The organism is Anatilimnocola floriformis (assembly GCF_024256385.1).
Taxonomy (GTDB): domain Bacteria; phylum Planctomycetota; class Planctomycetia; order Pirellulales; family Pirellulaceae; genus Anatilimnocola; species Anatilimnocola floriformis.
Genome location: NZ_JAMLFW010000001.1, coordinates 2909927 through 2931650, shown reverse-complemented (window position 1 = coordinate 2931650; position 21724 = coordinate 2909927). Strand labels below are relative to the sequence as shown.

Annotated in this window: 16 protein-coding genes; 12 read left to right on the top strand and 4 right to left on the bottom strand. The window is 59.5% G+C overall.

What is annotated here, in order from left to right:
• Nucleotides 1-79 precede the first annotated feature (79 nt).
• The 7 genes from M9Q49_RS11170 to coaE all read left to right on the top strand — a co-directional run bounded on the left by M9Q49_RS11170 (nucleotide 80) and on the right by coaE (nucleotide 11343).
• Nucleotides 80-1303: a leucine-rich repeat domain-containing protein gene (locus M9Q49_RS11170; protein WP_254508824.1), complete on the top strand. Its 1224-nt coding sequence runs from the start codon at nucleotides 80-82 to the stop codon at nucleotides 1301-1303.
• Nucleotides 1304-1780: 477 nt separating this feature from the next.
• Nucleotides 1781-2716 carry a DUF1559 family PulG-like putative transporter gene (locus tag M9Q49_RS11165; RefSeq protein WP_254508823.1) on the top strand — a complete coding sequence of 312 codons (936 nt, stop codon included), beginning with the start codon at nucleotides 1781-1783 and terminating at the stop codon, nucleotides 2714-2716.
• An 18-nt stretch (nucleotides 2717-2734) separates the two neighbouring features.
• Nucleotides 2735-3208: a hypothetical protein gene (locus M9Q49_RS11160; protein WP_254508822.1), complete on the top strand. Its 474-nt coding sequence runs from the start codon at nucleotides 2735-2737 to the stop codon at nucleotides 3206-3208.
• 171 nt (nucleotides 3209-3379) lie between these two features.
• On the top strand, nucleotides 3380-6748 hold the full coding sequence (locus M9Q49_RS11155) for a Tex-like N-terminal domain-containing protein (protein WP_254508821.1): 3369 nt from the start codon (nucleotides 3380-3382) through the stop codon (nucleotides 6746-6748).
• 218 nt (nucleotides 6749-6966) lie between these two features.
• Nucleotides 6967-9903: a PAS domain S-box protein gene (locus tag M9Q49_RS11150; protein ID WP_254508820.1), complete on the top strand. Its 2937-nt coding sequence runs from the start codon at nucleotides 6967-6969 to the stop codon at nucleotides 9901-9903.
• Nucleotides 9860-10486, top strand: a complete 627-nt coding sequence (locus tag M9Q49_RS11145) for a response regulator transcription factor (protein ID WP_254508819.1) — start codon at nucleotides 9860-9862, stop codon at nucleotides 10484-10486. Before M9Q49_RS11150 ends, M9Q49_RS11145 begins: the two co-directional genes overlap by 44 nt.
• Before the next feature lie 248 nt (nucleotides 10487-10734).
• Complete coding sequence (gene coaE, locus M9Q49_RS11140; protein ID WP_254508818.1) at nucleotides 10735-11343, top strand: dephospho-CoA kinase; 609 nt, start codon at nucleotides 10735-10737, stop codon at nucleotides 11341-11343.
• Nucleotides 11344-11419: 76 nt separating this feature from the next.
• On the opposite strand, the gene M9Q49_RS11135 is transcribed toward coaE, so the two are convergent.
• The 4 genes from M9Q49_RS11135 to M9Q49_RS11120 all read right to left on the bottom strand — a co-directional run bounded on the left by M9Q49_RS11135 (nucleotide 11420) and on the right by M9Q49_RS11120 (nucleotide 15917).
• Complete coding sequence (locus M9Q49_RS11135) at nucleotides 11420-12397, bottom strand: SGNH/GDSL hydrolase family protein (RefSeq protein WP_254508817.1); 978 nt, start codon at nucleotides 12395-12397, stop codon at nucleotides 11420-11422.
• Entirely contained in the window at nucleotides 12385-13386 is a 1002-nt protein-coding gene (locus M9Q49_RS11130; RefSeq protein ID WP_254508816.1) for a ThuA domain-containing protein, read from the bottom strand. The genes M9Q49_RS11135 and M9Q49_RS11130 overlap by 13 nt, the downstream gene beginning before the upstream one ends.
• 109 nt (nucleotides 13387-13495) lie before the next feature.
• Nucleotides 13496-14386 carry a ThuA domain-containing protein gene (locus tag M9Q49_RS11125; RefSeq protein ID WP_254508815.1) on the bottom strand — a complete coding sequence of 297 codons (891 nt, stop codon included), beginning with the start codon at nucleotides 14384-14386 and terminating at the stop codon, nucleotides 13496-13498.
• Between the two features lie 139 nt (nucleotides 14387-14525).
• On the bottom strand, nucleotides 14526-15917 hold the full coding sequence (locus M9Q49_RS11120; RefSeq protein ID WP_254508814.1) for a hypothetical protein: 1392 nt from the start codon (nucleotides 15915-15917) through the stop codon (nucleotides 14526-14528).
• A 651-nt stretch (nucleotides 15918-16568) separates the two neighbouring features.
• On the opposite strand from M9Q49_RS11120, the gene M9Q49_RS11115 reads away from it, so the two are divergent.
• The 5 genes from M9Q49_RS11115 to M9Q49_RS11095 all read left to right on the top strand — a co-directional run bounded on the left by M9Q49_RS11115 (nucleotide 16569) and on the right by M9Q49_RS11095 (nucleotide 21634).
• Nucleotides 16569-17159: an RNA polymerase sigma factor gene (locus tag M9Q49_RS11115; protein ID WP_254508813.1), complete on the top strand. Its 591-nt coding sequence runs from the start codon at nucleotides 16569-16571 to the stop codon at nucleotides 17157-17159.
• A complete protein-coding gene (locus tag M9Q49_RS11110; RefSeq protein ID WP_254508812.1) occupies nucleotides 17156-18550 on the top strand; it encodes a zf-HC2 domain-containing protein in 1395 nt (464 codons plus the stop codon). Before M9Q49_RS11115 ends, M9Q49_RS11110 begins: the two co-directional genes overlap by 4 nt.
• 214 nt (nucleotides 18551-18764) lie before the next feature.
• Nucleotides 18765-19823, top strand: coding sequence for a DUF1559 family PulG-like putative transporter (locus tag M9Q49_RS11105; RefSeq protein WP_254508811.1), 1059 nt, complete (start codon nucleotides 18765-18767; stop codon nucleotides 19821-19823).
• A 43-nt stretch (nucleotides 19824-19866) separates the two neighbouring features.
• A complete protein-coding gene (locus M9Q49_RS11100; protein ID WP_254508810.1) occupies nucleotides 19867-21240 on the top strand; it encodes a hypothetical protein in 1374 nt (457 codons plus the stop codon).
• 7 nt (nucleotides 21241-21247) lie between these two features.
• Complete coding sequence (locus M9Q49_RS11095) at nucleotides 21248-21634, top strand: hypothetical protein (protein WP_254508809.1); 387 nt, start codon at nucleotides 21248-21250, stop codon at nucleotides 21632-21634.
• The last annotated feature ends 90 nt before the right edge of the window (nucleotides 21635-21724 follow it).

The window sequence follows — 21724 nt, the reverse complement described above, 5'->3', positions numbered from 1 at the left end:
GCTTTACGTCGTCTTCATAATTGAGTTGGCGATATGTCGGCAGCAGCCTTAAAATTCGGCGATGCTATTTGAGGAAACTATGTTCGATTTCGCGCTGCGCGATTTGCTGGCCATTCCTGTCGAAGTGGTGGGACTAGCTTGCTGTTTTTTGATGACCATCGTCATCGTAGTCGTGATGACGGTTCGAATCGACGCGATTGATCCCGGTCCGCAAGTATCTAATCACCTGTGGCGCGGCGTGGGCTGGGGCTTTATCGCTTATCTGCTGATGAGAGCTGCTTGGTGCGCCGGCAACTACTTCTACATCACCGGCGACCAGATGTATCGCTGGCTGGATTGGTACCTAGTGACGCTCGCTGTTTGCTGCCTGACGGGAGGCGTTGCCACATGGTGGAATCGCACGCCAAGGTCAACCGAACGAGGAACGTCGCCAACTGAAAATGGATACTGGCGATTCTCGCTGCGTGGAATGATCCTCGCCCAAGCACTGCTGGCGATCTGTGGTGGCTTTTGGGTCGCATGGATGCGCCAGCGAGCCGCGGAAATCGAAACACAGCGGCGAGCCGAACTGAAGTATGGGCAAGAGCAACTGGAAATTGCGCAACGTTTTTTTCAGTCCGGCTGGCAACCTTCGTTGACAGGAAGCGCAGCCGCACAGCAGTTGCATCTCACGCTCTACCACCCAAATCAGCCAGCATTCCTGCGGCCGGCAAAATTGCGACCCGAAAATTTGCTGCCGGCCAGAGCGCAGCCTGCTGCCGCGCTGGCTTTGATTAGGTCAGAAGACCGAATCGCTGCGCTCGAGATCGAAAGCACCAATCTGACGGGTGACGATCTGAAGACGATCGCCAAGTTCACCACGCTCGAACGCCTGAGCCTGGTCGCCAAGACGCTCGGTCCCGAGTTGGCCGAACTCAAGCGGCTGACAAAACTGACCCGTCTGCACTTAGAGGCCGATCAATTGGACGAGGCCGCTTTCGCCGATCTGGCGACGTTGCCGAATCTGCGCGATCTCTACATTCGCTCGAATGAGCTGACCGATGAAGGGATCGCCGCGGTCAGCAAACTTCCTGCCCTGCAAGAGCTCTCGGTCGTTTCCAACGCCTTAACCGATCGCGTTTTCGATCCCCTGCGCAGCGCAAAGCCGCTCCGGCGGTTAAATATCAATCTCTACATCTTCCGCCCGCTCCCCTACACAACCGAGAGAGTAACTTCGCAAATCACACGCGAGGGGGGCAGGCAATTTAAGCAGGATCGGCCTGAAGTCGACGGCTGGTTTGCGCCTGATGACGCGGCAGAGTGAGTGAGCTTGGACACTTGCCTCTTGTGAAAACTTCTGACCTAAGTTGTCACTATCTGCCATCTAATTGACTCGCATTCTTTCTCACTGCGATCGTTGTTTTTTGAATCCGTGAAGCGGATTGCGCTACCGGTGCGCACTGGCAGCAACAGGCACCGCGCGAACGACGCTCGGCTGCCGAGGCATTCGAATCGTGTTCGAAGGATTGGCGACGGTTATAAAAAGGTTATAACTCCGGCGCGATATAACCGCCTGATTTGGCGGCAAGGCGATGGCTGGCAAGGGGTTGGAGGAATCGCTGCAATTTTGATAACTGGTTATATATTCCCACCGCGCGGGTCGAGAACTGCTACGGGAGCGAAGGGCATGAGTCTCGCTTTTTGAAGCTTGATTTCTCTTGGCGGGAGCCCGCTGCGCATCCATAATGCAGCCCGAATGGATGGCTCTCTCTGCCTGCTCTCCCCCGTTCCAGGTTTTCCCATGCGTATTCGTTCCCGCCGCGCATTTACGCTCGTCGAACTCCTCGTGGTCATCGCCATCATCGGTGTGCTGTTCGCACTGATGCTCCCTGCGGTGCAGGCTGCTCGCGAAGCGGCCCGGCGGTCGCAGTGCACGAATAATCTCAAGCAGTGGGCCCTTGCGGTGGCCAACTATGAGGACGCGCTGCGAATCTATCCCACGGGTCGCATGGGATGCGACTGCTGGACTGGCGATGTCTGCGGAACACGACCATCGTCGACGCGACCTGGCACGAGCGCGTTCGTGCTGCTGTTGCCGCAGATGGAGCAGCAAGGGCTGCACGATCAACTTGGCTTCAAGAAAGGGGCCGTGGCGCCGGCGACCGGTTGTGATGGAGTGACCGACGATACCGCCGGCTGGAGCACGGGCCTCACGCAGTTGTTTTCCATGCAGCCGAAGTCGGTCGTGTGTCCCTCAAACACGGCGAAGAAAGTTTCCAGCGGCAACTGGGGCATTGGCAGCTACGCCTTCAACCACGGCACTTATGGCGCGAGTTCGACCACCGACAAGGTAAATTTGAAGCACTACAACACGGGCGTCTTTATGTATCGCACCGAAATCAAGCCGCGTGATGTGACCGACGGCTTGTCGAATACATTCTTCTTGGGCGAAGTCATCGACGGCCATAACCCGAATAACAGCAATCAGTGGATGATTGGCTCGCGGCACTGCGACAGCTTGCGGTCGACCGAGAATCCGCTCAACACGCCGGTCAGTGCGCCCATTTATCTCGATCTTTATGACTTGCGCGTCAACGGCGCCTTCAGCAGCAAGCATCCGCGTGGCGGATTGTTTGCGTTCGGCGACGGACACGTACAGTTCCTCGGCGACAACATCAACCTGACGCTCTACCGAGCTCTTTCGACCCGAGGCGGCGGCGAAACTGCTCAGCCCTGATTTTTATTGCGACATCTCATGCGAACATTACTTTTACTCATCGTGCTGGGCGGACTGGGCGTCTTGGCCGGTTGCCAGGAACGGCCGATTCCGATTGCCGGCACTGTGTATATCGACGGTCAGCCGGTGCAGGGTGGACACATCCGGGTGATTCCCGCGCACACTCGCTCGGCGCAGGCGATGATCGACAAAGAGGGAAAGTTTCGCCTCTACACTCGCACAGTCGACGATGGTGTGTTTGCCGGCGAGCATCCAATTGAGATTGTTTCGACCGAACGCTTGCCACGCGGCAATCGTTGGTTGATTCCGAAAAAGTATTCTGATGTGAATACTTCGGGACTGACCATTAAAGTCGATAAGCCCACCAGCGATCTGCGGATCGATCTGACGTGGGATGGCGGTAAGCCCTTTGTCGAAAGCTTCGAGAACAGCGGCGATGCTCCGCCCGTCGGCGTGGCTGAACCGACGGTTGGTGAAGAATTGGCGAAGTAAGTTGGGCCCCAGAAGTGGTCGCAACTCTAGTCCGAACCTTGACAAGATGCCACGGCAGCGCTAGATTGCGCGGCTTACTTTTTGCGCAAGGCGTGCGCGCATAAAGTTGTGTCTGGTTTTTGGTTACGTCTGCCGCGATCCGTATTCGAATTATTGTTCGTTGAGTTTTGCATGATCGAGCCCTTACGCGTCGACCTGGGTCAGTTAGCCCGCGACGTCAATTTGCCCGCGAACAAAGTCGAGCGTACTGTCGCGCTGCTCGAGGACGGCAACACCGTTCCGTTCATCACGCGCTATCGCAAAGATGAAACCGGAGGACTCGACGAAGAACAAATTCGCGCGATCCAAGACGGCTTTCAGAAAATGAAGATGCTCGTCGAGCGCAAGACGACCATCCTCAAGTCGATCGAATCACAGGGCAAGCTCACGCCCGAACTGGCCGAGCAGATCCGTTCGGCGCACACGCCCAAACGGCTCGAAGATTTGTATCTGCCGTTCAAGCCGAGGAAGCAAACGCTGGCGACGGTGGCCCGCGAACGTGGTCTCGAACCACTCGCCAAGGAAATTCTCGAAGCCGATCCAGCTGCCGTCGATCTGGATAAACGGGCCACGGACTTTGTTTCGGCCGACAAGCAATTGAGCTCCATCGGCGACGTGCTGTTGGGCGTCGGCCATTTGCTGGCCGAAAAGTTTGGCGAAAACCCGGAACTGCGCGGCCGCCTGCGGCGAATCTTCCAGCGGACCGGCAAGCTGGTTTGCACGAAGATCGAAGCGCCTCCGCCAGGAACGCCCGCGACCGAAGTTGCGGCCACTGGTGAAATTGCTGCCGAAAATCTGGGCGAAGGTTCCAGCGAGGCCCAGGCTGCTGAAGCGCCGGTTGAAACAACCGAAGTTTCATCGTTGCCGGCCGCAACTCCAGCACCTGCCGAACCGGCGACTCCCGTCGTCACGGCCACCGCGTCATTGCAGCAACCGCCACCAGGCGGCGACATGCCCGTCGATCCTGCCATTGCACCGGCCGCCGTCGAAGAAACGTCGCCCACGGCCACTCCGGTGGCAGCAGAAGTTGTCGCCAGCAGCGAGCAAGCTGTAGCGAGCGGCGAAGCTCTTCCGGCAGGTCGGTTGTTCGAAAAGCCCGCCATGCCCATCGTGGCGCCGAGCTTGAAGACCGAAAAGAAGAAGAAAAAGAAAAAGAAGAAGGTCGTCACCGAACAAGCCTTCAAGGATTTCTACGATTACTCGGAGCCGATCAGCAAGATTCCGCCGCATCGCATCCTGGCGATCAATCGCGGTGAGCGGGCCCGCGCGATCCGCGTGAAGCTCGAAGCCGATGTCGAGGCGATGGCGACCGAAGCGGAAACATTCTTGGTCCCCGCCGATCATCCGCACGCCGTGTTTTTGAAGGGCTGTGTCCGCGATGCGCTCCAGCGGCTGATTCTGCCGAGCCTCGAACGCGAAGCTCGCCGCGAACAGACCGATCATGCCGAAGAGCATGCCGTCGATGTCTTCATCCGCAATCTCCGCAAGCTGCTGCTCCAACCGCCGACCCACGGCCGCCGCGTGCTCGCCGTCGATCCGGGTTTCAAGAGTGGTTGCAAGCTCGTGGCCCTCGATGAATTCGGCAACGTGCTGGGCCACAGCATGATGTATGTGATCGGCAAGGACGAGCGGCACGAAAAGGCCCGCACGCGTCTGGCCGACATGGTCAAGCAATACAACGTCTCGGTCATTGCGATCGGCAACGGAACGGGTTGTCGGGAAACCGAACAACTGGTAGCCGACGTTCTGTCGTCGGAACTTGCAGGCCGGGACGTCGCTTACGCGGTGGTGAATGAAGCCGGCGCGAGCATCTACAGCACCAGCCCGCTCGGTCGCGAAGAACTGCCGCATTTCGATGCCTTGCAGCGTGGCGCCATCTCGATCGGCCGCCGGCTGCTCGATCCGCTGTCGGAAATGGTGAAGATCAATCCGGCCAACTTGGGCGTCGGACTTTATCAGCACGACATGAAGGCCCGGCACTTGAAGGATTCGCTCGACGCGGTCGTCGAATCGTGCGTGAACTTCGTCGGCGTCGACGTCAACTCGGCCAGCCCCGCGCTGCTGCGTTATGTGTCGGGCATGAACGCCCTGACCGCGCGCCGCGTGTATGAATATCGCCGCGAACATGGGCCTTTCAAGAATCGCGAACAGCTGAAGAATGTCCCCGGCTTCGGCGAGGCGACATTCGTGCAATCGGCAGGCTTCTTAAAGATCATCGGCGGCGAAAATCCGCTCGATGCCACCTGGATCCATCCCGAAAGCTACACCATCGCCCGCAGCGTGCTGGAAAAGATGGGTACGGACGAAACGGAACTGGCCAAGATCGTTCCCGCGCCGCCGCCGAAACCGGTGAAGAGCGAGTTCGGAGCGCTGCCGGAAGAAAAGCCCGCCGAGCCAACGCCAACGCCGGCTCCGGTGCAAGTGATCGATCCCGCTGCCGTTGCCGCGGAAGGTGCCGTAGAAACCGCAGGTTCGCCTCCGGCAACCGAAGCGCCGGCTGCTCCTGCCGTCAGCGAAACGCCAACGTCTTCCTTGGCGACGCCGGAAACATTGACGCCGATTGCTCCTTCGCAGGAACAGCCCTCGGCTGGTTCGGCCGCGGAAGCACTTTCGCCGCAGCCGGTGAAGAATCGCATTGCAGAGTTGGCCGCGCAAATCGTCGTCGAGCAAATCGCCGCTGAATTGGCGATTGGCGTGCACTTGCTGCAGGACATTTTGAATTCGTTCAAACGGCCTGGCCTCGATCCGCGCGATACGTTCCCGCCGCCGCTGTTTCGCCGGGGCATCACCAAGCTCGAGGATCTGCAGTCTGGCATGGAGTTGCAGGCCACCGTCCTCAACGTGGTCGACTTCGGCGTGTTCGTCGATATCGGCCTCTCCGACAGCGGTTTGATCCACATCAGCCGCCTGGCCGATCGTTACATTCGCGATCCACACGAAGTGGTTGGCGTGGGCGACGTTTTAAAGGTCTGGGTCGTCGAAGTTGATAAGAACCGCCGCCGCGTATCGCTCACCGCGATCGCTCCGGGAAGCGAAAAACCTCAGCGTCCGCCGCGCGAACGGGGTCCGCGTCGTCCTCGGCAGGAAGGCGCGCCAGGTCCAGGCCGTGGTCCTCAACCGGTCGGCGCAGGTGCTCCTGGTGGTGACCGCCCACCGCGTGCTGATCGGCCTGCCGGTGATCGTCCACCACGAGATGACCGTCGTGACCGGCCCCGAGGCGATCGCCCGCCCGGTGATCGACAAGGTCCGCCCCGCGGCGATCGGCCGCCAATGGGTGATCGTCCGCAAGGACAACGTTCTGGTCCGCCACGTGGTCGCGGTAACGATCGTCGTCGCGATGAACCGCCACAACCACGCATCATCGAACGGCCACCGACGAAGCCCAAGGTGGACAAGCCTCTCACCAAGGCCCAGCAAGACGGCCGGGCCCCGATGCGCTCCTTCGGCGACCTGCAGCAGTTCTTCGAAAAGAAGAAGCCCGACAAGGACGACTCGAAGTAGTTTCGAGCAAAAGTCAGTAGAACCGCCGGGGATCTCAGTACGGCGGTTTGCCGCTAACACCTCTCAATCCACTACGACAATCTGGCGTGGGGGGTGATATTCTCACATATTTGAGCCAGCTGCCGGCTTGTATCTTGTAGCGGATTCATTGACCTTCGCCCGGCCAGCTCAGACCCGCCTGCCAGCGGTTCAGCCAATCAGTGCAGGCAGTCGATTTCGTGCGGACATCCTCGGGTGCGCGACAGTTCGGCCTCGTAATACTTTTCGCCCTCGGCTATTGCTGCGCCGTGGTTGCGGGCCACCTGTTGTCGTTCAAGTCGCTCGCCTTCGCCACCTTTTGGCCCGCAGCCGGAGTGTTTCTGGCCACACTGGCCCTCACGCCCAAAAAACAGTGGTGGCAGTACCTGCTGGCGGCAACGGTGCTGAATCTCTCGATGGAGCTGCTGGTATATCGGCAGTCGATGCTGCCGTCGCTGCTCTTCGTACTGGCCAACGCAATCGAAGCGCTGCTCGGCGCGTTGGTTTTGCAGCGCTGGTCGATCGGCGCATTTCAGTTTGCCAAGATGCGCGATGTGCTCGTGCTCGCGGCCTTGTCGCTGACCATGCCGCTGCTCGGCGCCGTCATTGGCACCGCGGGCGTGAAGCTGATCGAGCCGACCACGAATTACTGGCAGATATTTCAATTGTGGTGGCAAGCCGATTCGATCGGCATTTTGATTATCGCGCCGGTCCAAATCACGCTGGCTTCGAGGATTTTGCAACTCGAGTCGAGGCCGTCGTTCTCCGGCTACGGCCGCACCCTCGAGGCCGTGTTGCTCTTCATCAGCTTGAATGTGGCGACGTGGGGAGCCTTCAGTCCTTATACGAATTCACTGGTCTGGAACCTGAACAGCTTGCTGTATCTGGTTCCGGTGCTGGCCTGGGCCGGATTGCGGTTTCGCCGGCTGGGCGCGGCAATCGCCTCCTGCAACATCCTGCTGATCATCATCTATCACACCACGCGCGGCGACGGTCTGTTTGCCCTGGCGTCGGGCATGCCGGAGTTGCAGGCTATGTCGCTGCAGTCCTTTGCGCTGGTGACCATGCTCACGCCGCTGCTGTTTGCCACGGCCATCGATGAACAACGGGCCGCCGAGGATCGGTTGCGATCGAATCTCAGCATTCTGCAGACGGTGATGGATAACACCACCGATTTGATCTACGTGAAAGATCGTGCCGGCCGCTACCTGCTGATGAACCGCGCCGGTGCGGAGCTCGCCCGGCGACCAGTGCACGAAATCATCGGGCTGCGGGACGTGGAAGTGCTGCCGCCCGAACAGGCCGACCATGCGCGGCAGCGCGATCAATTGCTCTTCGCCGCGGGGCACGCTCTCACTTATGAAGAAAGCGGTCAGTACGAAGGCCGCAAGTTTACGATGCTGACGACGAAGAGCCCGTTTCGTGATGCAGCCGGCGAAATGATCGGCTTGATTGGCCTCTCGCGCGACATCACGCAGCGGATCGAGCAGGTCGAAGCCCTCTCGGAAAGCGAACGCCGTTATCGCACGCTGGTGACTTCGTCGAACGTCGGCATTTACGAAACCGATCGGCACGGCTTGACGCTGTATCTTAACCCGCGCTGGGCCGAACTAACCGGCCGGCCGGCAGAAAGCGGCGAGGGAGAAGGCTGGATCGATTCTCTGCATCCCGACGATCGCGTGCCTGTCAACGAAGCATTTGCGCAAACGCTCCGAACCGGAGCGCCGTTCGCGATGGAGTATCGTTACCTCACGCCCAGTGGCGGCGTGACCTGGGTCTATGGCACGGCAGTGCCGATTCGCGACGATCTGGGAGCCGTGACCGGCTATCTGGGAAACGTCATCGACATCTCGGATCAAAAGCGAGCGGTGATCGAGTTGCAGCTGAGCGAAGAGCGGTTTCGCCGCCTGGCCGATTCGGCGCCGGTGCTGATCTGGACGACGACACTCGACGGCCGCCTGACTTATTGCAATCGGGCCTGGTTGGAGTTCATCGGGCGTTCGCTCGAAAAAGAGCTGGATCACGGCTGGCTGGACGGCGTACACCCGAACCACCGTGAGCAATTTCTCCGGGACTATGTCGAAGCCGAGCAAAGTCAGTCGGAGCTGTCGCTCGAATTCCAACTCTGCCGGGCCGACGGCGAGTATCGCTGGATGCATCTTACCGGCGCTCCGAAGCTCGTCGGCAGCGACGAATTTCGCGGCTTTATCGGAAGTTGCTTCGACATTACCGATCAGCGCCGCGCAACCGAAACGCTGCAACGCGCCAAGGAAGAACTGGAACACCACGTCGCCGAACGAACCGCTGCTCTGCAGGAAGCCAACCGGCAATTGCAGCAACTGCTGATCGAGCGAGCTCGTGCGGAGGAGCAACTGCAGCAACAACAAGGTCACTTGGCCCACGTCTCGCGCCTGAGCGTGATGGGAGAAATGGCCGCCGGTCTGGCTCACGAATTGAATCAGCCCTTGTTTGCCATTCAGAACTACACGGCGGGCATTTTGCGGCGCTGGTCGTCTCCCGAGGATTGCCGCCCTGAGTTGCGCGAGGTCATCTCGCAAATTGCACTCGAGTCGCAGCGGGCCGCGGTCATTATCCGCCGTGTGCGTGAATTTGCCCGCAAGCAAATCGGCGAGCGAATTTTTATCTCGCTCAACACCATCGTCCGCGAAGTGCTTCAGCTGCTCGGCAGCGAGCTGCGGCAACATAAGGTACACGTCATTCTCTCGCTCGCGGAGCAGCTCCCTGAGGTCCATGTCGATCTGGTGCAAATCCAGCAAGTGCTGGTCAACCTGGTGCGGAATGCCATCGAATCGATGGAGGCCCTGCCAGCGCCGCTACGGCACGTCACCATCTCGACTTTTCTCGGTGCGGGAGATGTTCATTGCCTGGTGCAGGATTCGGGGCCTGGCATTAGCCGCGAAGTTCGCCGCCGTTTGTTCGAACCGTTTTTTACTACCAAGCGCGAAGGGCTGGGGATGGGGCTATCGATCAGTCGTTCGATCGCCGAGGCCCACGGCGGCATGCTGCAAGCCGAAGACCTTTCCGTGGGCGCTGCTTTTCACTTTTCTATTCCATTGACTGAGGATCCGCTTGATGACGCCAGAGTCGATCGCACAAACCGTGTTCTTGGTGGATGACGATCCGGGCGCCTTGCGCTCGCTGACATTCCTCATTCAATCTGACGGCTTGGCCGTCGAGAGCTTTCAATCACCGCGCGAATTTCTGACGCGTTTCGACCTCGAGCGTTCAGGCTGCCTGGTCGCCGACGTTCGCATGCCAGAATTGACCGGACTGGATATGCAACAGATTCTGCGCGAACGAGGATCGCAGATTCCTATCATCTTCCTGACCGCGCACGGCGATCTGGCCGCCTGCCGGAGGGCCTTTCGCGACGGCGCGGTCGACTTCCTGGAAAAGACGCAGCTCGATGATCAGGCCCTGCTCGATCTGATTCGTACGTCGCTCACCCGCGATATGGCGGTACGCAAGGCATCGCGCGGGCAGCCCGATTTGTCGCCGCTGCTCAGTACGCTGACCGAGCGCGAGCGAGAAGTGATGGACCGCCTCGTCGCGGGCCGCACGGTCAAACAGATCGCCACCGAGTTCGATGTGAGCATCCAAACTGTCGCGAAGCACCGCAGCAAATTGCTCGAGAAATTGAAGGTCGAAAACGACATCGAATTAGTCCGCTTGATCCTCGGGGCCGGCCCCTCGAAGTAGCCGGTTTCGCTCAACTTCCGATTAGCTTTCCTGCCCGTTTGGTTGACGGAGGCTGACAGATGTGTGTCAGTAGACTGTCAATGGCCCAGCCGGGTGATTTTTTCACGTTACTCACATTTGGTTCGCGTGCGATAAATTCTTCCGCCTCCAGTACACTGCTTTTCGCCGGCTAGCACTCGAGGCGCCTGCCGGGCTCTGGAAGCTGCCCCTCCATCCCGGTCGGCGCCTCACTCGATTATCCTGTGGGAATGCTCACCATTGGTCTGATCGGCGGCGTAGCGAGCGGCAAAAGCGCCGTAGCCAAACTTTTTGCGCAACTGGGCGCTGTCATTCTCGATGCCGATCAGGCCGGCCACGAAGTGCTGCACGAGCCCGCCGTCATCGCTCAGCTGGTCGCTCGTTGGGGCCGTGGCATTCTCACCGACTCGGGTCAAATCAATCGTTCGGCTGTCGCCAAAATTGTCTTCGCGCCGGGTAACGAGACAGAGCGGCAATTCCTCAACAGCGTGAGTCATCCGCGGATTGCTGTGCGTTTGAAGGCCCAACTCGACGAACTTCGCGAGGCGAGCGCTCCCGCTGCAGTCGTCGACGCAGCCTTGTTACTCGAAGCCGGTTGGGACCAGCTTTGCGACCAAATCGTATTCGTCGACGTACCCCAAGAACAGCGACTGGCCCGCGCACGCACCCGCGGCTGGGATGCCGGTGAACTCGCCCGCCGGGAAGCAACGCAACTGCCACTGGAAACTAAACGCCAACGCGCAAGCATCTGCCTTCTGAACGATGGTTCGTTCGCCGACCTGGAGGCGCGAGTAGTGGAGATTGCCAAACGCTGGCGAATAGCACCGCGTACTGCTTAACCGTCTGGGTTGTCCAGTAACTGCTGCAGGCGCTCGGCCAGTACTGACGGCAGTCGTTCACACCAGGTCGATCCCTCTAGTTCCCCTGTTTCGCAGCAATCGTCTCGCGCTCTTCAACCATCCGCAGCAGCATCAGCCGCCGAACCGCGTCGTAGCCGCGGTCGTTCGGATCTTCCAGGTTTTCAAAGTACCAGTAATGCGGATCGGCCGAGCGATAGTGCTTGGACCAGAACTTGCGACAGTGAATGCCGTGGCCGAGGAACTCCGCATGCATGGGAACAAGACACACGGCTGCATGCTTGGCGGCCGATGCTCGTAACGCTTCGTTGTAGCGAGTGTGAATCGGAACGCAGTCGGGCCAGGGTGGCAGGTACGCACTCTCGGGATTGCCGTAGCCGTCGGAAGGGTCGTAGATATCGCAGACAAAGATCAAGCAGCCACCGGGGAATTTCTCGTCGATCCGCGTGAAGAGTTCATTCATCCGCTGGCCGTAGTTGGCGATCCACGGCTCGGCTTGCGCGAGCGTGGCGCCATACATGGCCGCTTCCTTGGGCGGTGTTCGGCCGTACCAATGGATCAAGTCATTGCCGCCGCTGGTCATCACGACGAGGCCAAAGACATCAGCCGGCTGCAGCGGCAATTTCTTCTCAACCTGTTCGACATGCTGCAGCGAGTTGCTGCCGGACTGGGCGATGTTGAGCGTGGTTAGATTCGGCAGCACAGCCTTTAGAGTGCGGCCCTTCACGTCCGCAAAATCATCTGGACGAGGGTCGTGCAGCCGTTGAAAATAAGATCGGCCCGGCGTGGAACCGAGGCCTGCCGTTACACTGTCGCCCACGCCGACGAGCAAGACTTTGCGGTCGGTCCACGGCGACTGAAACGGCTCGAGAGGCACGGCTCGACCTGCCGGTCCAGTGCCGATCGGCAGGTACAGCCAGTAATGGACGTAGCCAGCGGCGAGCAGAATCAGCGCACCGCCGAGCAGGAGGATTGCCCGCAGCCAGCGTCTTTTTCTCGCTGCCGGTTTCTGCGGCGAAGCAACTACTTCTTCCACGCATGATCCTCAGGCTTCACGCCCTTTTTGAAACCGCCAAATTTGAACGGCGAAGGATTGTATTCGCCGACGATGTCGACGTTGGCCTTCTCGGGGATCTTCTCTTCCATCTTCAGGCACCAAAAGCTGGCATTCACCACCAGCCGACGCAGCGCTTCGTTGGTCAGGTCGGTAGCAGCCCCCATCGTGGTCGTAAAAACACGAGCCGTTTTGCCGCTCGATGTCTGATACGTCTTGGTCCACGCCACCGGCATCATCGGCTCGTTCTTGGCGCCTTCAAGGGCCTTATCTTCCGGCTTCATCCCAGCCACCACTTCGCCCATGACGAGCGGCTTGCTGTCGCCCGGCAACGGCAGATTGATGGTGTAGACATCACTCGGTCCAAAGATCTCGCCGCTGGCGATTCCCTTCAAAATCGGATTGCTCTCCTCACCCTTCACGAAGATACCGCGCGTGGCCTGGCTGCCGTGGGCGCCATGGTGATTGACCCAAGTTTCGCCGAGCACCTGCTTGCCGAAACCCTTCGAATATTCCTTGTCGCCGTTGGTCCAGGTGTACTTCGAGTAAGTCTTGCCCGGCTTGATATTGAAAGCATGCGTCGACGTCCGCAGGCCGATGATCGGCTTGCCCGATTCGATGTAATCGGCGATCGGCTTCATCTGCTCGTCAGGCAAATCGCGAAACCGCAGACCGAGAATCATCAAGTCCGCCGTATCGAGCACTTCGGTGCCAGGGATATCGCTCTCGCCGGCGTTGGGAACGATCGTGCCATCCTTGCCGATCGGAAAGAGTACGGTGCACTTGAAGCCGTGATGCTTCGCCAAAATCTGGCCAAGCTGAGGCAGGGCTTCTTCGCTGCGATATTCATCGTCGCCAGCAATCAGCACGATGTGCTTCCCCTTGCCGGGTCCTTCAGTCCCTTCATAAACAACGCCAGCCGCCGAAGCGGTAAGAGGAAGGAGCGTGAGGAGGAGGGAGAGATATTTCATGGTGAGGAACTTTCGAAAAATGTAGCTGAATTCGCCAGAATTCAGATGGTGGAGTCTTGCGTGCGGGTGCGGTTCTGAATTCTGGCGAATTCAGCTACTTAAGAACTTTCTATTTTCCTGCAAACTTCCGCTGGCTCGTCTTATCTTCCGTCGGAAAGTCTTCCGGCACTTTCACGGTCACTTTGCCCGTGGCGGCCCATTCGGCGCCGCGCTGCAGGCAGGTGATAAAGCCGACGCATTCTTGCGAGTCGTTGCCGTGGCCCATCGGGGTGTGGAAGACGCGCCCCTTGCCGTAGTTGAGCGTCATCAGCATAGGCTCGTGACGATCGGTGCCGCCCTTGCCTTTGGCGGCATAAGCAGTCGCGAGAATCGTCATGTTCGTGGCCGGGCCGCGCAAGCGGTCGTAGAGTTCGTCGTTCACATGCATCCAGGCCTTCGGCAGGCCCTTGGTGATGGGATGCTCGGCGTCGCGCGTAATGATCTGGAAAGCGTGCTGCGCGCCGTGGCTGCCGCCGTTCCCCTTCGACTCGTCGCGAGTCTCGGCGCCCTTGTCGTTGAAGTAGACGTACGGGCCGCTCTTTTCATTGCGGCCGCCCCAACCGCCGAGGCCGATCATCTCGTTATATTCGGGCCAGTTGCCGAAGGAATTGTCGGCTGCATGTACGACGACGAACCCGCCGCCACCTTTCACATAATCGACAAACGCTTGCTGCGTTTCCTTCGGCCAATCGGCGCCGTTGTAGTTCGAGACCACCACCGCATACTTGTCGAACTCCGGCTTGAAGCTGGGGTCAGTTCCCTTCGCCGCCGTCGTAGCCACATCCACAGCAAAGAGCCCGAATTGTTCCAGGTAGCTCTTCATCATCTTCGTGGTCTGCGGCCAATTGCCGTGATTATTTTGCCCTTCGATGATGAGGGCTTTGAGCTTCGGCTCGGCCGCTTGCAAACCGATGGCCAGCAGTGCGCAAAAGAACAAACTGAGCAAGGAAGTCGAACGCATGAAAAACTCCACGCTGGGAAAGGTGTTATCGTCGCTGACGGAACGCGGGCCAGTGTAACTGCCCGCGCTGCGCCAGGAAAGAATGCCGACAGTCACCTTTCGCGTGGAGTCTGTTGCGACTCACCAAGTAAGCCGGCGACTACTTTTTCTGTTCCTCCAGGTCGCGATGCAGTTCGTGAATCAGCGTGGTCGCTTCGTTGCTCAGCGCGGTATCGGTCGACGCGTGTCGCACCCGAGTGAGCGCAGGTTCCGCCAACCGGCCGAGCTTGCGAACCGCATCAGGCAGTTGATATTGAAATGCCACGCCTTCGTCGTTCGCCTTTTGTTGGCCAGCCCGACGGGCTGCGGCGCTCTCTTTCACCAGCTTGGTGATCGCCGCTTCTTGTTCGGGAGTCATCAAATCCAATCGGCCGACGAGGACGCGAATCGTCTCGGCCGGTTTCGGTTCGATCGTGAGTGGCAACAGCTGATCGGTTAGCGATTGCGGCACGAAATACAACAGCCGCGTCCCTTGCTCGCCGAACCACGACGACCGCCATGTGTTGACCATCGCCACCGCTTCTTTTTCATACAGCCCAGTGCTCACCAGCGCAGACGTTAGTTCGGCTGCCAGATCATCGATCGTGCTGACGTTCGCTGGCAACGCCACCTCGCGCTGCTGACCAGCGCCCACGCCATCGAACGAAGCGAACCGCAGTTCCTCACCATTCACATCGAGCAGCATCATCCAGGCGATCGGTTCGGCGCCACTGTTATTCACCAGTGCTTTGCCTTTGCCGAGCGCTTGCACCTTCATCGGCAACTTGAAATTACCGAGGCCGCGATAGAACAAGAATTTTTCGAAGTGATCGACGGGCTCATAGATGAACGCTTTGGGAAGTGCCGGCTGTTGCAGATGAACCAGCGCCGCATCGGTTTGTCGCGCGTAAGCGTAGTGATTGTTGTAATCGGCATGCGGCGGCAGGGCTTGAGCGGTCCGCTTGGCAATCACCTTGGCCAAGCGTGCATCGTCCATCTTCGGCGCGAGATAGTCTTCAGGAATTAACCGGACGGTACCCCAGTCGAGCGCCGAGTTCTTCTGCGGTTCGGTGTAACCCTTGTACGGCGGCGAGATTGCAGCCGGTGGATAAAACTCCGTCAGCAACCCCTCGGGAAAAGCGACTTTCACGCGCACGTCGCGCGGCTGCTTCGTATAGAAGTAGGTGATCGGCGTTTCCATCCGCACCAGCGACCGGTAGCTCACCTTCGAGAACACGCCGAAGCCCGAACCCGTGCTCCGGTCTTGCACAAAGTGAGGCAGGTCGTCGTCGAACAACGGCCGAAACTCCAGCCGCCCACCATCGGAGCCCGAGTAGCTGGTGAACGTCCCCCACTCATGCACGACGAGCGGATCATCTCCCAGGTTCGCCGCCCGGCCGTCGTTCGGCGTGGAATTGCGACTCGGCAAGACGCTCTCCGCCGCTCCGCTGAACGACCAGACCATCGCCCCCAGCAACACGACTCCCAATCCCCCTAGCACCCAGCGTTTCATGTTCGCACTCCTGTGATTGCCCACCCTTCGAACCGCGAAACTTTCCCTGGGAGGAAGTAGACCGACCCGCCGAAGTTAATAAGCCAGCAATCGCCAGCCTTTGCCCCCATTTCAGCCGATGGATTTATAACACCTCAGGCAATTTTGTTTTCGGTGAAAAGCTTTACCGCTAAAGGACTTACGCCAAAGACGCCTGAAAATATTATAACAGCGCGCCCGAATTTGATTGGCTAGAAAGAATACCTAACGTGTTTTCTAGAAACGACTTGCGCGTTAAGTTCTGGCGATCGTCCAATAACGCATTATCACACCGATATACCCTCGTATAACCCCTCTCGGCCGCTCCTATAACCTCCTGATCGCTCGCGACAAACATTCGATCACCCGTCCTCTCATCGCTCTGAGTTTCGATCCGCGCAGCAGTCATTAGCTCCAGCCGCGCGTACCTCGCGCCCGAGTTAGGGATGTCTCTCATTATTCCCGGCGCTCGGACAACTCAGGTCCAACGTCCACCAGGAGCGCAAGGCGGGCGAGGCTCCCGGCTGCAAATTCTGACTATTACCATTCACCGCTCACTCGTCTTTAGAATGACGCAGCAGGTTGTGGCCTGGGAGAAACGCGCCGAGGTGGGCCTGGCGGAGAATCGACCGCTTGCAGGATTATTGCGACATTACCGACGGCGAACTGGTCCGCCAGACGCTTGCCGGCCGTTTGGCGAGTTACGCCGAGTTGGTCCGCCGCTGGTCTGCGCCCATCCTCGCGGTTTGTCGGTCGCATACGGGACGAGGGCACATGGCCGAGGACCTCGCGCAGGAGTCGCTCGTCCGGGCGTTTCAGGCACTGGCGACGCTCACCGATCAAAACAAATTCGGGCCGTGGCTCCGCGGCATTGCCGTGCGGGCTTGTCTCGATTGGCGGAAGGCAAAGCAAACCGGACAGCAACCGTTTTCGGTGCTCGATAACGGCGCGGGAGTTTTCGATCCGCCAGGCCACGGCGAAACAGCCGAAACGGTGGCTGAGCGGCGCGAAGAGTGCGAGCGGTTGCGGGCCGCGGTTGCTGAGTTGCCGGAAGCGTATCGCGAAACGTTGTGGCTGTATTACTGCGAGCGATTGACCTATCAGGAACTCGCGGAGTTGCAGGGAACCTCGCGGGCAACGATCAATTTGCGTTTGACCAAGGGCCGCGCGATGTTGCGCGAACGATTGGGAGCGGTGGCGAACTTGGGTAAAGAGTTGCGATGAACTGTGCAGAGTTTCAATCTCAGTTGCAGGCCTGGCTCGCGGGCGAAACCGACGAGACGGTCTCCCGCGCGCTCGAAACGCATTTGAATCAATGCGCCGATTGCCTCGCGCTGCTCGAACGCGAAAACGCCGAGACCCAAGATTTGCCGCTACTGAAAACCGCGCTCGCCGAACCGCAAGCTGCAGCGCGAGTCGCGGAGCGCGTGATGGAACGCCTCTCGACAACGACGATTGCGCCAGCAGTTGCCGCGCGCACGATCGCGTGGAGCACCTGGCTCACGCCATTGCTAACACTAGTGGCAGGATTCTTGTTGGCACTGCTGGTGCTGCCGCGGCCTGAGAAAAAGAACGATCCAGCGCCGTCGATCGCTCAGCCCATTCCCGCTCCGGCTCCGGTCGCGCATTTGGTCGCCGCGACGGGAACGGTCGAAATGTTCGATCAGCAGCAGCAGAACTGGGTGCCTATTTCCAAAAACAAAATCAATTACTTTGCTTGCCCGACTGATTCGCGCGTACGAACGACTGCCGATGTGCGCTGCGAGTTGCAAACCGGCGACGGCTGTGTGATTCGCCTCAACGATCAAACCGAAGTGACGCTGCGCGGCAGCAGTTCGATTGAGTTATCGCAAGGCCAAGTCTGGTGCCGTTCGCCTCGCGAAACGCAGCTTGAAGTGCGTGTCACCAATCCCGCCAACAATCAGCAGAAGAAATCGGACCTGCCAACCATGTGGTGCGTCGGACCCTCCTGCGTGATGACCGGCATTCAACCCGCGGGCGAAGTGCAGGTGGTGAATGCGGAAGGGGAAATCAATCTTCGCACGACGGCGGGAGAGCAGCGTTTGAATCCGGGGCAGGTGGCGGAAATTTCCGGCGGCGAAATCAAGCCGGTGCGGCATGTCGATCCGATGTTGTCGACTCGCTGGATGCAACCGCTAATGATGCGTCGCGGTCCTGACGACGCCGAGTTGAAGCATCGGGTCGATGCGCTCCTCGCGCAGATCGGCCAGTCGAAGATCGCCACGCTCTACGAACAAGAGATTCGCTCGCTGGGCGAGTACGGCGTGTTGCCGCTGGTCCGTTTCATTCAATCGCCACTCGGTGAAAAGGATCCCACGCGGCGTTCGGCGGCGATGGAGATTGTCGCCGATCTTGCGCCCGTCTGGCTCATTCCCGATTTGATCGACTTGCTCGAGAATCCCGATGCCTCCGTCCGCCGCCAAGCCGCCGTCGCGCTCCATCGGCTGACCGCGCTCGACATGAATCTCGGCCCCAACGCCTGGCAAGAAAAACCCAACGACGATCAAGCCAAGGCCCTCGACGAGTGGCGCGGCTGGTGGGCCGCGCATCGCGATCGCTATCCCAAACCGCAACTGCAGATCACCGCAGAGTAGCGACTCCCCAAGTAGCTGAATTCGCCAGAATTCAGATGATGACCTTCGCTAGCCGCCTCTGAATTCTGGCGAATTCAGCTACTTCTTTGCGCCTTCGCGATCTTCTTTGTCCTCACGCAAATTTCTCCGGCAGTGCTATTGCAAGTCAATTGCATTTGCGTAAAACGTCATTATTGCAATTTGATTGCATTAGCGACTTCCGGAGAATGGGACGATGAAGACGGCTCGAGTTGGTTTCACACTGGTCGAACTCTTGGTGGTGATCGCCATCATTGGCGTCTTGGTGGCGCTGCTCCTTCCCGCGGTGCAGTCGGCACGCGAAGCGGCGCGGCGAACGCAATGCTTGAATCATCTCAAGCAGTTGTCGCTTGCCGTGCTCAACTACGAGAGCTCCCACGGGCGGTTGCCGATGAACACCGGCTCGACTGGTTACTCGCCGCATGCTCGGCTGCTGCCGTTTCTCGAGCAAGGGAATCTGTACGACCTGCTCGACTTTTCGCAGCCCACTTACACGGGCCCCGGTGGCAGCCAGGTGCCGAACGCGGCGTACTTGAGCGTGTTCGACAAGGTCGTGCCGATGTTCATGTGCCCGAGCGACCCCGCGCCGCGGGTTTATACCGTGCCGCTCGGCAGTCCCGCGCAGCCGTATCGTTTTGCCGGCAACAACTACATGCTGAGCACCGGCAGCGGCGCGGGGACGAACTACGACGATCGCTTTCAAACCGACGGCGTGGTCTTCACGGGCTCCGCGCTGCGGCTGGCCGATGTGGTCGATGGGACTTCCAATTCGGTCCTTGCGGCCGAAGCGATTCGCGGCGATGGCCAGGATCTTACGCTCGCTGCCGGCATGTTCCCGACGTTTCCTTATCGCAAGATTCTCAGTCCGAGCGGCACTTCTCCGGGCGCGGGCCCCGGTTACACCGGCAGCAGTGCTGGTTGGCCGTCGGGCATCATTGCCGATCCTGACTTGAGCGCGGTGGCGGCCGCGGGAACGAACTGGCGCGGCGGACAGGCAGGAACAGGCCGCGGCATCTCGTGGCTGCGCGGTCTCGCGCACAACGTACTGACCAACGGCTACAACAGCCCGAACAGCCGCATTCCCGATGTCGTCATTCACGGCACGGGCTTTTTCGGCCCGCGGAGCTTTCATCCCGGCGGCGCGAACGTCGCGCTGATCGACGGCAGCGTGCGAACGCTCAGTGAAGCCACCGATCGCACGGTGCAGCGGGCACTGTTTTCGATCAACGGCGGTGAAGTGGTCGCCGTGCATTAAGCGTTGCCGATTTTCTGAAACGTATTCGAGCTGGAGTTGTCTGATGAAGAGAACATTGTGGTGGATAGTCTGCTGTTCGCTATTGAGCACGGTTTGGATCGGCATGAGTCACGCTGAAGAGACAGATCGCGTGATTTTGACGCGCGTCTTCTTTCAAGATGACGACGCCCGCTCGCTGCGGTGGGCCGATTTGTATGCCGGTTCGCCGCCGACGTTGGGAAAGGTGCAAGACGTGCCAGGCTTTCCGAAGCTCGACGTCGAAGAGCAATCGCTGGTGCAAATGGGGGCGGCCCGTGGCATGCTGCTGGTCGGCGTCCGCGACGAACAAAACGGCAAGAAAGAGAGCGGCTGGATCTTGATCGATTCGGGCGTTGGCTCCGAGGGGCACGGCGATCATTCGCACTCGACGTACGCGCAGGCTCCGCGCATTCGGGCGAAAGTGCTCGACGACAAGCAAGGGAATCCGGCGCACCTGTACGTCTACGACGACATCTTTTATCTGGCCAACGACAAACTCGGGGGCTACACGCGGATCGATCCTGCCGCGATTCGACCCGCCGATGACGCTGCTGCCGTCAGCCAGCAAGCGAAGTTTATTCCCGGCGGCGGTGGCCACATCACGCTGGCTGCGTTCAATCGCGCGGTGGGTTACTCCAGCTGGATTGATCGCGAAGGAGACAACGCCGGGCGCGTTGATGTGACGCCCTTCGCGACTGGCAAGATCGGCTATTCGCTCCGCTTGCCGACGGGTGGCATTCACGGGGCCACGGCACTTGGCGGCAAAGTTTTCTTTGCACCGACGGACGGCATTTGCTGGGTCGAAGGTGACGCAACCGGCGCGCTCGGCGCGGATGCGGTGAAGGTGCAACATCTTTCGCTCGGCAAAGAACCTGACAGCGATAAGCCGATTCGGACCGGAGCTTTTTCAACCTTTGGCGAGCATGTCCTTTTCGTAACAGGTCAAGGAGCGCACGCGGCGCTGCATACGTTGCCGGCGAAGGCAGCCGCGCCGCAGCCGACGAAGCTGGAGTTGAAATTGAGCGATGGCAGTCGGCCTGTCGGCCCGATGGCGAGTTTGCTCGTTGGTGGCTGTCCGATGGCGCTGGTGTTTCATGACAACTCGGCTACCGATGCAGGCGAGCAGGTTTCGCTGATCGAGCTCGATCCGAATCTCGACGGCGCGTTCAACGATGCTCGCGTGGTGAAGGTAATGCCAGTTGGCAAAAGCAAAGTGAACGGCCACGCGGGGCATCACGACGCGGCGTTTGTCGGCGACTCGCGGCATGCGATTTATTCGAACCCCGGCGATGGCACCCTCGGGTTGTTGCGCGTGCGGCGGTGGGAACAAGTCGGCACGTTTAAGGTCGGCGGCACGCCGTCGAAGATCGAAACCATTGGCGAGTCATCGGGACATTGAGGCGAATGTGAGCGGCAGAATTTTGTTGGTACTGGTGCTCGGCTGCAGCGCGTGGCTGAGCGGTTGTTCGCGCGATCGATCGGTGCCGGGAGGCACGCGCGGTGTTCTTCGTCGCGGCGAGAGCGGCCTGCGCGATGTGCAAGTGAACGTCTATCGCGCCGGCGAGATGCAATCGATCGGCTTCGGCATGACGCGCGAGGGTGGGGAGTTCGAACTGTTTCAGCCCGGCGCACAAGGCGCGTTGCACCTGGAGCCGGGCGAGTATGTCTTCACGCTCGAAGCGACCGGTCCGGAGACTATTTTCTTGCCGCCGGTAATGTCGCACCCGCAGCACTCGCCGCTGAGGAGAACTTGGACCGCTAGCGACCAAACGTTGGAGCTAGTGCTGCCGTGAGCAGCCGATCATCGACTTTGCCGGTCTGTCAAACTGGCGCGGCTGCGCCGAATATTACAATTCCGCGGTGTATATCAGTTGTGAAGATTT

Coding starts and splice junctions, on each gene's coding strand:
- coaE (WP_254508818.1), top strand. CDS start 10,735: ATGCTCACCATTGGTCTGATCGGCGGCGTAGCGAGCGGCAAAAGCGCC.
- M9Q49_RS11160 (WP_254508822.1), top strand. CDS start 2,735: ATGCGAACATTACTTTTACTCATCGTGCTGGGCGGACTGGGCGTCTTG.
- M9Q49_RS11155 (WP_254508821.1), top strand. CDS start 3,380: ATGATCGAGCCCTTACGCGTCGACCTGGGTCAGTTAGCCCGCGACGTC.
- M9Q49_RS11125 (WP_254508815.1), bottom strand. CDS start 14,386: ATGCGTTCGACTTCCTTGCTCAGTTTGTTCTTTTGCGCACTGCTGGCC.
- M9Q49_RS11110 (WP_254508812.1), top strand. CDS start 17,156: ATGAACTGTGCAGAGTTTCAATCTCAGTTGCAGGCCTGGCTCGCGGGC.
- M9Q49_RS11165 (WP_254508823.1), top strand. CDS start 1,781: ATGCGTATTCGTTCCCGCCGCGCATTTACGCTCGTCGAACTCCTCGTG.
- M9Q49_RS11145 (WP_254508819.1), top strand. CDS start 9,860: ATGACGCCAGAGTCGATCGCACAAACCGTGTTCTTGGTGGATGACGAT.
- M9Q49_RS11100 (WP_254508810.1), top strand. CDS start 19,867: ATGAAGAGAACATTGTGGTGGATAGTCTGCTGTTCGCTATTGAGCACG.
- M9Q49_RS11130 (WP_254508816.1), bottom strand. CDS start 13,386: ATGAAATATCTCTCCCTCCTCCTCACGCTCCTTCCTCTTACCGCTTCG.
- M9Q49_RS11105 (WP_254508811.1), top strand. CDS start 18,765: ATGAAGACGGCTCGAGTTGGTTTCACACTGGTCGAACTCTTGGTGGTG.
- M9Q49_RS11120 (WP_254508814.1), bottom strand. CDS start 15,917: ATGAAACGCTGGGTGCTAGGGGGATTGGGAGTCGTGTTGCTGGGGGCG.
- M9Q49_RS11170 (WP_254508824.1), top strand. CDS start 80: ATGTTCGATTTCGCGCTGCGCGATTTGCTGGCCATTCCTGTCGAAGTG.